The sequence below is a fragment of the Desulfovibrio simplex genome (genome assembly GCF_055387835.1).
Window position 1 is genome coordinate 2,895,577 of record NZ_AP042377.1, and the last position, 10,748, is coordinate 2,906,324.

Annotated in this window: 9 protein-coding genes; 5 read left to right on the plus strand and 4 right to left on the minus strand. The window is 61.6% G+C overall.

Annotated features, from left to right (window positions below):
• Positions 1 to 96: 96 nt before the first annotated feature.
• From ACZ5DH_RS11895 to ACZ5DH_RS11905, 3 genes are all read right to left on the minus strand, one after another.
• On the minus strand, positions 97 to 354 hold the full coding sequence (locus tag ACZ5DH_RS11895; RefSeq protein WP_464254478.1) for a hypothetical protein: 258 nt from the start codon (positions 352 to 354) through the stop codon (positions 97 to 99).
• A 161-nt stretch (positions 355 to 515) separates the two neighbouring features.
• Positions 516 to 1,991, minus strand: a complete 1,476-nt coding sequence (locus tag ACZ5DH_RS11900) for a sigma-54-dependent transcriptional regulator (RefSeq protein WP_464254479.1) — start codon at positions 1,989 to 1,991, stop codon at positions 516 to 518.
• Positions 1,991 to 4,873, minus strand: coding sequence for an ATP-binding protein (locus tag ACZ5DH_RS11905; protein WP_464254480.1), 2,883 nt, complete (start codon positions 4,871 to 4,873; stop codon positions 1,991 to 1,993). The genes ACZ5DH_RS11900 and ACZ5DH_RS11905 overlap by 1 nt, the downstream gene beginning before the upstream one ends.
• 465 nt (positions 4,874 to 5,338) lie before the next feature.
• Here ACZ5DH_RS11905 and ACZ5DH_RS11910 point away from each other — a divergent pair, with 465 nt between their 5' ends.
• The 4 genes from ACZ5DH_RS11910 to ACZ5DH_RS11925 all read left to right on the plus strand — a co-directional run bounded on the left by ACZ5DH_RS11910 (position 5,339) and on the right by ACZ5DH_RS11925 (position 8,655).
• Positions 5,339 to 5,806 (plus strand): cytochrome c3 family protein, encoded by a 468-nt coding sequence (locus ACZ5DH_RS11910; protein ID WP_464254481.1) that lies wholly within the window; start codon positions 5,339 to 5,341, stop codon positions 5,804 to 5,806.
• Positions 5,799 to 7,382: an ammonia-forming cytochrome c nitrite reductase subunit c552 gene (locus tag ACZ5DH_RS11915; protein ID WP_464254482.1), complete on the plus strand. Its 1,584-nt coding sequence runs from the start codon at positions 5,799 to 5,801 to the stop codon at positions 7,380 to 7,382. The genes ACZ5DH_RS11910 and ACZ5DH_RS11915 overlap by 8 nt, the downstream gene beginning before the upstream one ends.
• 216 nt (positions 7,383 to 7,598) lie before the next feature.
• Positions 7,599 to 8,009, plus strand: a complete 411-nt coding sequence (locus ACZ5DH_RS11920) for a thioesterase family protein (RefSeq protein WP_464254483.1) — start codon at positions 7,599 to 7,601, stop codon at positions 8,007 to 8,009.
• Between the two features lie 100 nt (positions 8,010 to 8,109).
• A complete protein-coding gene (locus tag ACZ5DH_RS11925; RefSeq protein WP_464254484.1) occupies positions 8,110 to 8,655 on the plus strand; it encodes an NADPH-dependent FMN reductase in 546 nt (181 codons plus the stop codon).
• 416 nt (positions 8,656 to 9,071) lie between these two features.
• Here the strand turns inward: ACZ5DH_RS11925 and ACZ5DH_RS11930 are convergent, their stop codons facing one another.
• Entirely contained in the window at positions 9,072 to 9,359 is a 288-nt protein-coding gene (locus tag ACZ5DH_RS11930; protein ID WP_464254485.1) for a FeoA family protein, read from the minus strand.
• Between the two features lie 608 nt (positions 9,360 to 9,967).
• Here ACZ5DH_RS11930 and ACZ5DH_RS11935 point away from each other — a divergent pair.
• A complete protein-coding gene (locus ACZ5DH_RS11935) occupies positions 9,968 to 10,729 on the plus strand; it encodes an acyltransferase (protein ID WP_464254486.1) in 762 nt (253 codons plus the stop codon).
• Positions 10,730 to 10,748: the final 19 nt, after the last annotated feature.

Below are 10,748 nucleotides of genomic sequence, written 5' to 3' on the forward strand. Positions count from 1 at the left end.
CTATACACTTATGCATTCGCGCGCCGTAACGAGTGTGTTGTAAGCTTTGAAAATGGAGATTCTCAAAGTTACTTTGCTCTGAGAAGGGGGATGCGTCTATTCTTCAAGCCAGGAATCGTCTTCAAGCACAGTGTAGCCGCGCACCACGAGGTAGTTCACGCCATCGACCTCTTCATGCTGGCCGGTAACCTCCACAGTAAGGCTGACTTCATCGTCAAGATCAACACCAGCTCCACGGGGCACAATACGGTATTCCACGTCGTCCTGGATCACGGCCACCCTGGCCTGCCGCGCGTCCACGGAGCGCGGCACTGCCGTAACATATCCTTTGATAGTAAGGGGACTCTTGTTCATATGCTGTCTTATTGCCTTTAATAAGCCGATTTTTTTCGCTATAGCGCCTTTCATGCGGCGATGCAAGGTTTCTTGGCCCCGGAAACTGACCTTTTTTTGCGCGGCCAGCCTCAATAAAGGGCATAAAAGGGCACGCGGAATAAAACCAGCTGGCGGGCCCGTTACAGACCGCACTTCTTCATGAGTTCGTACCAGTGCCCGCGCGATATGCCAGCCTGGGCCGCGGCCTTGCGCACGTCGCCACCGGTGACGGCCCATACGCGGCGCACATAGGCTTCTTCGGCCTGAGCCTTCCACTGGCGCAACGCAGGCAGATCCTGCTCCGGGCCGGAAAGCGGCGGCAGGCCAACGGATGGGCACGCAGCGCCGCCGGATTGCACGCTGGATGCCTGAAATCCACAGGCAGCGGGCAGGGAGGCAATACCGGCGGCAGCTTCGCCGAAAGCGCCTTCCTGCCCCCGGCCCATGCGACGGCGCGCCTCGTCCACGCGCATATGGGTGGGCATATGCACGGGCAGGAGCAGGTCGCCCTGCCCGGCGGCCAGACAGGCGCGCTCTATGCAATGGATAAGCTCGCGCACATTGCCAGGCCAGGGATACTCCATAAGCATGTCCAGCACCTGCCCGGAAATGGCCTTGCCAGGCAGGTCATTGTGCAGGCAGAAGCGGCTGACGGTCTGCTGGGCCAGCGCGGGGATCTCGTCCCTTCTCTCGCGCAGGGGCGGAATGACAATGGTGAGACCCTGAAGACGGTACAGCAGGTCAGAGCGAAAGGTCCCATCCCCGGCCATGGCCTCGATATTTTTATTGGTGGCCGCCACAAGGCGAAAATCGCTGCTGACCTCGCGCACTTCACCCACGGGCCTGAACCGCTTGAGTTCAAGGGCGCGTAAAAAAGCGCCCTGCATGGGCTGGGGCAGGTCGCCCACCTCATCAAGAAAAAGTGTTCCCTTGTGGGCCGCCAGCAACAGCCCTTCCCGTGCCCTGTCCGCCCCGGTGAACGCGCCACGGCTGTGCCCGAAAAGATGGCTTTCCACCAGGGTTTCAGGCAGTGAGGCGCAGTCCACCGTCACAAAAGGGCGCGCGGCCCTCGCGCTGTTGCGGTACAGGGCCTTGGCGAAAACTTCCTTGCCAACCCCGGTCTCGCCCAGCAAAAGAACGTTGACCTCGCTCTGCGCGGCCTGGGCCAGAAGCTTCAGGGCGCGGCTCATGCCCGCGCCAGCCCCCAGAATATGGCCGCTGTCCACCAGCAGGGATTCCGGCCCCGGAACCCTGTTTTTGCGGAAGGTCAGCACATGGCGCAAGCACTGTTCAATGTCGCGTACCTTCAGGGGTTTTGTCAGAAATTCCCAGGCCCCCGAGCGCAGGGCAACCTCGGCGGCGTCGCCGTCGCCGTGCCCCGTAATGATGACCACATCGGGCATGCCGGGCAGGTGGGCAAAGTCGCCCTGCCATTCAAGGCCGCTGCCGTCGGGCAGCCAGACGTCAAGAAGCACGACATCCACCCCCTGACGGCCCATCTCCAGCCCCTGGCTGAGGTTTTCCGCCAGCAGCACTTCGTGCCCCATGCGCGTGCACACCACCTCAACCATGGTGCGCATGAGCGCCTCGTCATCCACCACGAGAATACGGGCCATCAACAGCCTCCCTTGCAGCCCGCCTGGGCCGTGCCTGCCGCAAAACCCGCCACAGGCTCCGGCAGAAGCGTTTTACCCGGCATGGCGTCCACACCGCCCGGTTCTTTGTCCGGATCTTTGCCCAACTCTTTGTCCAGCATATCCAGAGTCTCCCGCAGGGCGGCGCGCATCCGGGTCACGGCCAGCCCAAGATCGGGCTTTTGCGCTTGCTCCACATGGCAGGCCCGCGCCCGCAGCACATCGAAACGCATGGTCCCGGCGGAGTTCTTGACGGCATGCCCCAGACGCCGCAGGCAGGCATCATCACCCGCGGCCAGGGCCTTTTCCAGTTCCGCGTCACGGATGCGCAAATCCCCCCGCAACACTCCGGCCAGCTGCGTCAGCAACTGGGGGTCGTCATCCAGCGCGTCCATGGCCGCCTGCCTGTTCCAGAGCGCGAGCGCCTCTTCCCTGCGCGTGTCGGGGGCGCACCCGGCCCCTGCTTCGAGCCCCCGCGAAGCGGCACGGGCAGAATCTTCGGGATAGGCGGGAAATTCGGGCTCACAGCGCGGGGCGGGTACGGTGGGGCTGCCCTCCGGGGCAGGCGCGGATGCATGGCCGGAGGACGCCTCGCCAGCAGCCAGATCGCCGGACACCGGCTCGCTGGACGCCGGAACAGCGCCAGCCGGAGCGCGCGCAGTGTCGCCCGCCGCTAACAGGGAGGCCAGTTCCTTGCGCAGCACGGCAAAGGTCAGGGGCTTGAGCAAAACGAGATCAGCCCCCAGTTCCTTGCAGCGCCGCCGGTCTTGCGCGTCGAGGGCGGCGGTGTAGATGACGGTTTTTTGCCGCGCCGGAACGTCGGCATGGCCGAGGCGCACGGCCTGCAACACATCAAGCCCGCTCATGTCGGGCATGCGCGCGTCAAGAATGACCAGATCCCACGGACCCCGGGCAAGGGCGGCCAAAGCGGCCTTGCCGTCACGCGCCATACGCACGCGCGCGCCCTCTGCCCGCAGCATGTATTCCATAATATATCTGTTGGCCTCATTGTCTTCGGCCACAAGAATGCGGCGGCCCGTAAAACAGCCCTTTTCTGAATCAGAATCGGCCCCGCCGTCCACATCCGTGGCGGCATCCGCCAATGCGCTTTCCGCGGCACAGGGCCAGACCGGGGACGAGGTGGGGAGAGATGCGGAGAATGCCACAGAGCCGGAGCACGACGCAGCTGCGGCTAACGACGCAGGTTCGGTGGAAAGCGCAGACGCGGAAGGCGACTCAGACCCGACGGAGGATTCGGGCACGGCTGACCCGCAAGGCGGCATGGCGGCCCCGGCGGCTCCGCTTACCGTGCCTGGCCCGGTTTCCGGCGCGGCGCAAGCCCCGTGCGGTGGCGCTGCTGCGGGCTGACTGTCATGCCTGTTGCCGCTCTTTTTTCCTTCAGCGCAGCCCGGCAGTTGCAGGCACACCTCAAGGGCAAAGCAGGCTCCCCTGCCCGGCGCGGAAGTCACCGTCACATCGCCGCCCATGCGGCGGGCAATGGTGCGCGCGATATACAGCCCAAGGCCCGTGCCGGGAGCCGACGACGCGTCGCTCCCCCGCTGAAAGCTTTCAAAGATGCGCTCGGCGTCTTCAAGGGGCAGGCCCGGCCCTGTATCCTGCACCAGAATCCTGAGACACAGGGCATCCGCCGAGCCAAACGGGGCGCCCCCCGATTTTCGTTCGGCCGGCCCCACGCACACGCGCACCCGCCCAAGCTCGGTAAATTTCACCGCATTGCTCACAAGATTGCCCAGGGCCTGACGCAAACGAAAGCTGTCGCCCACCACCGCGTCCGGCAGCTGCGGGTCCACGTCCAGGTCAATATCCAGCCCCTTGGCCTCGGCCATCGGCCGGAACAGGGCCGTGCAGCCTTCCAGGGCCGCACGCAGGGAAAAGGGCTCGGCCCGCAATTGCAGCGCGCCCTGCTCAAGGCTTGCGTGGTCGGTAACGTCGCGCACCATTTCCAGCAGGGCGCTGCCCGCCTGCGTGAGATACCGCAGGGCGTTCCTGCGTTCCTTTTCCGGCACGCTCTTTTGCTGCAAAAGCTCGCTCATGCCCAGTATGGCCGTCAACGGCGTGCGCATGTCGTGGCTCAGACGCGCCATGAAGGCGCTCTTCATGCGGCTGGTTTCTTCGGCCAGCCAGCGCCGCCGCGTGAGATTGAGCGTAAGGCCGCCGATGGCGAGCACGCCCGTCAGGCCCAGCAGGGAATAGAGCAGGCGCATGTTGCGCTGTTGCAGCCCCGCGTTGTGCATATAGGCTTCGGCATTCTGGCTGACGCTGATGCCGCCGAGCACCTCGCCCACCATGCGGCCCTGGTGGCAGCGCAGGCAGCTTTCCTGCGCCACAAGCACGCTGAGCAGGCGCAGCTTGCCCTCCCCGTCCGTTTCCGGAGCGCTGAAGATTTCCCGCGCCCCTTCGGTACACTGGACAAGGGCTTCAGACTCCCAGGCGTCGGCCTTGTTTTCGGGACGCAGGGGCACATTGCTGATGATGCTGATGCCAATGCCCGGCTCAGAGTTGCGTTCAGCCAGCTGGCGGCTCATGTAGGCGGGATTCATGAGCACGAGGGTGCGCCCGTCCGCCGTGTCCACAGTACGTTCGGCCTCGGGCAACCAGGGGTTGGGCTGCCCGTATGCGCTTTTCAGCACATAGACGCCGCCGTGGGCCGCATTCCAGTTGCGCGCGTCCATAAGCTGTCGCGCAACCGTGGATAATCTGGTATGCTCCAGTTCAAGCCTGTGGGCCTCATCAACGCGCGCGGCCTGCCGGTAGAGCGCAAGGGTGAATACAAGCCAGAAAAAACAGGCAAGTAGGGGCAGCCAGATGGCCGGGCCATTCTTTTTTGAGACAACGTGCGCCATGAAAGCCTCGCGTGTTGAGGAGGAGCAGAAGCCCAATCTGTTGTCATAATTTAATGAAATTTTGTCATTTTTATCTGAACATAGCAAGGCCACCAGTCATCATTGCCAAAAAAATCACATAACCGCCAAATTTATTAAGCTTTTTTTCATGCCTAAAATATATGTACAACCTGGATTAACCGACCGTCCGGTGACCTTTCAGAGCATTTTCATTGTGAAATGCTCGGGCGACTGAATGGGCAGACGCCCACCGTTACGATGCATGTGCCCTGAACCCCTGGGTGCATGTTGTAAATGGTCGTGGGTTAACCTTTGAGAATGCCTGTTCTCAAAAGTACTCTGCTTCAGCCGTTGTCAGCGCTCATGACTACGCAGGCTGCCAAGCCTGCCAGTGGGCGATACCCCCGCCCTGGGAATCTGGGTTTTCAGGGCGCATCTGCACTAGGAGCGAGTGAAGGAGGCTCTATGGGTACACCCCGCAATGGACCCTGGCTCAAATGGCTGATGGGCGGCGTTGCGGCGGGCATGGTGCTACTGGGAGTCCTGGCGTACGCCATGACGACCACGGACCAGCGGCCGTTCTGCGCCAGCTGTCATATCATGCAGGAAGCTGCCGTGACCCAGAAAATGGGTACGCATGCCAACCTCTCATGCAATGACTGCCATGCCCCGCACAATCTTTTGGTCAAGCTGCCGTTCAAGGCAAAAGAAGGGCTGCGCGACGTAGTGGGCAACATCACGGGGCGCGATGTTCCGCATCCCCCAAGTCTGCATACCCGTGATGTGGTCAACGCCAACTGCAAGGCGTGCCATGCCCAAACCAACATCAACGTGGCCAGCATGGACGCCAAGCCTTACTGCGTGGATTGTCACCGGGGCGTCACTCACATGCGTACGCGGCCTATCAGCACAAGGACGGTAGCCTATGAATAAGCGAATTGTGACCACGGCCCTGGCTCTGGCCACGCTGCTGGGCGTTGCTTTGCTCAGCGGCTGTCAGGATGTTTCCACCGAGCTGAAGGCCCCCAAATACAAAACAGGCATCCCTGAAACGGAACTCAAGATGTCGGCCTTCAAGGGCCAGTTTCCCCAGCAATACGCTTCGTACATGAAAAATAACGAAGACACGGTCATGACCGACTATAAGGGTTCGGTTCCCTATCACAAAAACGACAATGTGAATCCCCTGCCCAAGGGCTTCAAGCATGCCCAGCCCTACCTGAAAAATCTCTGGCTGGGCTATCCTTTCATGTATGAATACAATGAAACGCGCGGGCATACCCACGCCATTGACGACTTTGTGAACATTGACCGCATCAACCGTTTCGGCGCTGACGGCAAGGGCAATCTGCCCGCCACCTGCTGGAACTGCAAAACTCCCAAGATGATGGAATGGGTCGGCCAGTATGGCGACAAGTTCTGGTCTATGGACGTCAACGACTTCCGCGGCAAGGACAAGATCAACGCCCATGAAGAAAGCATAAGCTGCGCCACCTGCCACGATCCCGGCACTATGGAACTGCGCCTGTATTCCGAACCGCTCAAGGACTGGCTCAAGCGCAGCGGCAAGGACTGGCAGAAGATAAGCCGCAACGAAAAGCGCATGCTCGTCTGCGCCCAGTGCCATGTGGAGTACTACTTTACCCACAAGGACAACGGCCCGGCTGCCAAGCCCGTCTTCCCCTGGGATAACGGCATGAACCCCGAAGACATGTATCAGTACTACAAGGGCCACGGCGCCAAGGGCCCGGACGGCAAGCCCGGCCCCTTTGCTGACTGGGTGCACGCCGCCTCCAAGGTGCCCATGATCAAGATGCAGCACCCCGATTACGAAACCTTCCAGGACGGTCCCCACGGCGCTGCCGGCGTCGCCTGCGCCGACTGCCACATGCAATACGTGCGTGAAGACGGCAAGAAGATCTCGAGCCACTGGATGACCTCGCCCATGAAGGATCCCGAAATGCGCGCCTGCCGCCAGTGCCACGCCGACAAGACCGCCGAATACCTGCGTGGGCGTGTACTGTACACCCAGAAGAAAACCTACGAACAGTTGCTCAAGGCACAGGAAATATCCGTCAAGGCCCATGAGGCCGTGCGCCTTGCCAATGCCTATGACGGCCACCGCGCCCCCAACTACGAAGCCCTCATGACTGAAGCGCGCGAAATGGTGCGCAAGGGCCAGTTGTTCTGGGACTACGTCTCCGCTGAAAACAGCGTGGGCTTCCATAACCCGGCAAAATCCCTCGACACCCTCATGACCAGTATGGAATGCAGCCAGAAGGCCGTTGACCTGGCCACCCAGGCCACGGAATTCGGCATCGCCCCGGCCCTGGCCGGCGACATCAAGGACATCGTGCCGCCCATCCTGACCATGAGCCGCAAGCTCCAGCAGGACCCGGAATTCTTGCAGAAGAATCCCTGGACCAAGCTGCTGCCCGTGCTGCCCAAGGCTGAACAGGTGTGGGAAGGCCAGGACCGCCTGACCTCACAAGGCGGCCAGGGCAAGTAGTTCCACGCAGCCATAACCTCCACAGGCTCTGTCTGCACAAGTCCGCCCGCGAACGCCACTGGCATTCGCGGGCGGACCCGATTGCGGCCGGGCTTGATAGCGCACCGTATCTTTTCTACTATGCTGCCTGGCACCCAAAAACGGCCCCCTGGCAACCCACCAATGCACGGTCACGCCCCGGCCTGATCCAGGCCGGGTGAGGCAAACGAGGCAAGAATGAAAAAGATTCTGGAACCGGGCATTACCGGCACATCCGAAATCACGGTCAGTGAAGACATGCTGGCCTGCCGCGTTGGCAGCGGCCTTGTGGAAGTTTTTTCCACAGCCATGATGATAGCCTGGATGGAAGCCACCGCCGTGGCCCTGGTGCAGGACGCCCTGCCCGACGGCATGACCACCGTGGGCACCAGGGTGGACGTGGCCCATGTGGCGGCGACACCCTGCGGCATGAAGGTGACCTTCACCGCCGAACTGACGGCCATGTCCGCCAATGGCAAAGGGCTTACCTTCAAGGTCAGCGCGCGTGACGAGGCAGGGCTTATCGGCGAGGGCGTTCACGAACGCGTTGTGGTAAACAAGGAAAAATTCGAAAGCCGCACCCGCGACCGCAAGGCCTGCGACTGCTGACAGCTGCCCGCCGTCCGGCAGTCAAACCAATCCATAGGCTTTCGCCATAAAACTTGCTAGGCTGGAGCTGTCCGCACAGCCGGACACAAGGAGAATACCTATGAGCACTCTGACTTTCGTGGGCATTTCAGGCAGCCTGCGCCGCGCCTCCCGCAATTCGGGACTGCTGCGCTGCTGCGCAGCCCATCTTCCCGAGGGCGTCCGCATGGAGATCGCAGACATCTCCGCCCTGCCCTTCTATAATGAAGACATTGAAAAACCCCAGGCCGCCAAAGACCTCATTGCACAGGTCACCGCCGCGGACGCCCTGGTGCTGGCCTGCCCCGAATACAACTATTCCCTGGCTCCGGCCCTGAAAAACGCGCTGGACTGGGTTTCACGCGAGCCCAACCTCGTGCCGCTTTCGGGCAAGGCCGTCTGCATCGTGGGCGCGGGGGGCGGCATGGGCACCGGCCGCAGCCAGTACCACCTGCGTCAGGTCTGCGTGTACCTGAACCTGCACGTGCTGAACAAGCCAGAACTGTTTTCCAATGCCTTCGGCCCCTGCTTTGACGACAAGGGCAATGTGGTGGACGAGGCCCTCGCCAAGCAGACCGCCGAGGTCATGCAGGCCCTTGCCCAGTGGACACGCCAGTTGAAGAAGTAAGGTCGCGGCCCGCCGCTGCCGCTTTCAGAGCAGTTTCACAGTAAGACGCGCGCGAATAATGGCGCTTTGAAATGCTTTGTGGGGGAGGGCCCCTTTTGCAAAAGGGTCTCCTCCCCCACGCCCCCACCCCCTAAAACTTTTATTGCCTTTTTCACAGTGAACTGAAAACCCGCTCCGGCATGCCGGAGCGGGTTTTCAGTCTGTCTTTGCGGCAATGCATGGCTGACAAGGTGGAGGCGGCTTTTCTGCGTGTGAACGGCCTGCGGCGCGACCAGCGCCGGAAATGTCCTTGGGCGATTACTTGTTGAAAATGCTCTGGCGGCTGCGGGAAAGACGCGTGCCGCCAATGCCTGATGTGGTGTATCCGCGCTGTTACGGCCCAAGCGGGCGAGACTAAACCCTTGGGGCTGACGCGCTTACCGTTTTTGCGCTCTGGTGGCGGCTGGCGCTTGCGCCTCGCTACTCTGGCGCACCATGATGGCCCTGGCCTCACGGCGGCGCAGGGCAATGGTGACTTCAGCGCAACGCAGGGCCAGGGGGTCCCGCAGGGGGGCATAGCCCACCACTGAAACAGGCATGCCCGAACCAAGGCCCATGTCGCGTATTCTGCGGGCCAGTTCTCCCCTGGCATTAATGCTTACAATAAACGCGGGCTCGCCAACCTTGAGGGCTGTGAGCGGAAAAATATTTTCTGGCCTGTCCATACTCCCCCCAACAAAAAAACGCGCCCGCGTGCCCCCTGCGGCAGCATTAACTGGCAGCACCAACGTACCGCACCAACGCACCCTTGCCAGCGGGCCGCACGCACATGCTTTTGCACCTGATCCAGAGCGCGCACAGCGTGCGCTGGCCAGGGATTTTCAACGGGACGCACAAGTAAAAACAAAATTCATTTTCAACCTAGTCCAAGGAGCATCCGCCGTCAAGGTTGGATGCAATTATTTAAATAAATTATTTCATATGGTAACAACAATTCTTCCTGGCTTGCAGCTGCCCCTCTGCGCCGACCTCTCGACCACCGGGGGCAAGTCTGGCATTCTTGCCCGGTGGTTGAGGGCAAACCCGCGGCGGTTTCGTGCAAAGGGCGTACTCCTGATCACCACAGACTTAAGGAAGCACTGATTAAAGAGCCTCCTGGAAACGCGCAGTTATTTCGTTTGGCAAGGCGCGATCTTTTTTTGAAGCAGGAGTGGACTCTTCCGTCCTCGACTGTTTCAAAAAAAGGGAAGCAACGCCGCCAAACGGAATAACTCAGCGTTTCCTTAACAGAAAAATCTGGCACCCGCCAAAACGCCGCCAGAGGAAGATCATCATGAGCATGCTGCAAAAAGCTCTCAGCCGGGGCCTCACCCCTGCCAATATCATAAGCTACGCCTGCCTTCAGATCATGACACGCTGGGGGCGCTTTTCTGGCACCCTGCGGCTGCGCTGCAAGGCCGCCCTTTTGGGCGTGCCCGTGGGCTCCGGCGTCACGGCGCACGGCCCGGTGGGCCTCATGCGCTGGCCGGGCAGTCACATATCCATCGGGGCCGGAACCAGCCTCATTTCTTCCTGGCGGCGGGCAACGGCCGCGGCTCTGGCCACGCCAGTACGTCTGCGCACCTTCGGCCCCGGCGCGCGCATAGATATCGGCCCCGGCGCGCAGCTCAGCGGCACGTCCGTTGCGGCACGCTCTACAATCATCAGCATAGGGCGGCAAGTGCTCATCGCGCCCAACTGCATCATTGTGGATTCAGACTTTCACGCCCACTGGCCGCCCGAAGCCCGCGCCACCGAGCCGGGCATGGAGGGCGACAGGCCCGTGACCATCGGCGATTACGCCTGGATTGGCCTTAACTGCATTATTCTCAAGGGCGTCACCATTGGCGAGGGAGCCATCATCGGCGCGGGCAGCGTGGTCACAAAGGACGTGCCGCCGCACAGCCTCGCCGTCGGCTCGCCCGCGCGCGTGGTGCGTTCTCTTGTTCCCAACGAAGACCGCGCGGCCGCCGCGCGCTCAGCCAGCCACGCGGCGTCTGCCGCGCAATCCGGGGGCGCGCAGTCCGAGGCCCCGCAGGGGGGCTTTGGTCAATGACCTTTTCCCCAGTGAACGT

What these genes read in the sequence shown, in the direction of transcription:
- ACZ5DH_RS11895 (WP_464254478.1), bottom strand. Translation starts at nt 354, where the DNA reads ATGAACAAGAGTCCCCTTACTATCAAAGGATATGTTACGGCAGTGCCG.
- ACZ5DH_RS11900 (WP_464254479.1), bottom strand. Translation starts at nt 1,991, where the DNA reads ATGGCCCGTATTCTCGTGGTGGATGACGAGGCGCTCATGCGCACCATG.
- ACZ5DH_RS11905 (WP_464254480.1), bottom strand. Translation starts at nt 4,873, where the DNA reads ATGGCGCACGTTGTCTCAAAAAAGAATGGCCCGGCCATCTGGCTGCCC.
- ACZ5DH_RS11910 (WP_464254481.1), top strand. Translation starts at nt 5,339, where the DNA reads ATGGGTACACCCCGCAATGGACCCTGGCTCAAATGGCTGATGGGCGGC.
- ACZ5DH_RS11915 (WP_464254482.1), top strand. Translation starts at nt 5,799, where the DNA reads ATGAATAAGCGAATTGTGACCACGGCCCTGGCTCTGGCCACGCTGCTG.
- ACZ5DH_RS11920 (WP_464254483.1), top strand. Translation starts at nt 7,599, where the DNA reads ATGAAAAAGATTCTGGAACCGGGCATTACCGGCACATCCGAAATCACG.
- ACZ5DH_RS11925 (WP_464254484.1), top strand. Translation starts at nt 8,110, where the DNA reads ATGAGCACTCTGACTTTCGTGGGCATTTCAGGCAGCCTGCGCCGCGCC.
- ACZ5DH_RS11930 (WP_464254485.1), bottom strand. Translation starts at nt 9,359, where the DNA reads ATGGACAGGCCAGAAAATATTTTTCCGCTCACAGCCCTCAAGGTTGGC.
- ACZ5DH_RS11935 (WP_464254486.1), top strand. Translation starts at nt 9,968, where the DNA reads ATGAGCATGCTGCAAAAAGCTCTCAGCCGGGGCCTCACCCCTGCCAAT.